At 23.7% G+C, this 1,408-nt stretch carries 2 protein-coding genes and 1 tRNA gene; all 3 read right to left on the minus strand.

Annotation, left to right across the window (positions count from 1 at the left end; translation table 11 throughout):
- Window positions 1-2: 2 nt before the first annotated feature.
- Window positions 3-509 carry a transcription repressor NadR gene (locus tag ACQRD5_RS17080; RefSeq protein ID WP_294364438.1) on the minus strand — a complete coding sequence of 169 codons (507 nt, stop codon included), beginning with the start codon at window positions 507-509 and terminating at the stop codon, window positions 3-5.
- 14 nt (window positions 510-523) lie between these two features.
- Complete coding sequence (locus tag ACQRD5_RS17085; RefSeq protein ID WP_294189619.1) at window positions 524-1,033, minus strand: HD domain-containing protein; 510 nt, start codon at window positions 1,031-1,033, stop codon at window positions 524-526.
- Window positions 1,034-1,322: 289 nt separating this feature from the next.
- A tRNA-Ala gene (locus ACQRD5_RS17090) sits at window positions 1,323-1,398 on the minus strand.
- Window positions 1,399-1,408: the final 10 nt, after the last annotated feature.

The following is a 1,408-nucleotide window of genomic DNA, read 5'->3' on the forward strand; positions in this document are numbered from 1 at the left end:
ATTTATAGTAAAAATCCCTTTTCTTTTAGTTCATTAATTATGCATTGTATATCTTCTTGACTATCTGCAGCTATTGTATGAAGATGAATTCCATCAGTTAAATCTGATAAAGGTTTAACATTTTTGTTTTTGAATTTATTTTCAAATTTATTCAAATCATTTAAATTTTTAATCATTAAATTGGCTCTTATTTCTCCATAAATAGGATGCTCAATAATTACATCTTCTATGATTCCACCATATTTTATTACTATCTCTAACTCTTCAATAGTTTTACTGCTATTATGATTAACTGCTATTATAGACTTAACTTTATTAATATCCTTATTATATATATATCCATCGGTTGTTGCGATAATATTTTTCCCCTCTGCTCTTAGTATTGCAATATCCTTAACTATAATTTGTCTAGTAACATTAAATAAAGCTGCTAATTCTGTTCCTTTAATAGCACTATTACTTCTAATTAATAAATTTATAATATCTTCTCTTCTCTTTTTAGAACTCATAAATCACCTCAAAATTAATTTTTATCATCACAAATTTTAATTATATTAAGCATCTTATTTTCTTTCTTTATATTTCTACTATGGTGATATCGAACTACATCTAATAATTCTGTATCATGCTGAAATCCATTTTTAATTAAAATCCCTAATCCTATATTAGGATGGTTATAATAAACATTTATCTGTTTAATATTATCATATTTTTTTATTTTTCCCCTTGTTAACTTATCTAATAATACAACCGTAGATTTTTCTAATAGTGATAAATGTATCTTTCCCTTTCCTATATCATGTAATAATGCAGCTCTTCCTAGCTTATACATATCTACATCTATATTTAAGTTATTTCTCATTTTTATTGAATCCTTACATACTCTTATACAATGATGTTTATCATTATGTTTAAGAGTATTAAATATTTTTATTTCATTTTCATTTAGAAATTTAGTTACGTATGTATAATCTATTTCTTTAAATAATGATATAAAACCCCAAATAAATTGTTTTATTCTATAGAAACTCATTAAATCACCCTTATTTTTTAGTAGTATCTATCACATATAAAAATAATAACATTATATATTTTTATTATCAATTCATATAAATTTTCAAATTTCAAATTGTAAGAAAGGATATAGATTTACATTATTTACGACCTATAAGGCTATAAGTTGCTATACTATAATATCTATATCCTATTATAGTAGAACAAGATAATTTTAAAATTAAATACATTCTTATATTTATTTTAAAATTATTCAAAGTTTAATATTTTTATAAATAAAAAAAGAAGTCATGAAATCATGACTTCTTTGGTGGAGGTAAAGGGATTCGAACCCTTGACCCCTTGCGTGCAAGGCAAGTGCTCTCCCAACTGAGCTATACCCCCATATAAAAAA

This window comes from Clostridium sp. SGI.024 (assembly GCF_050315195.1).
In the GTDB taxonomy this organism is placed as follows: domain Bacteria; phylum Bacillota; class Clostridia; order Clostridiales; family Clostridiaceae; genus Clostridium.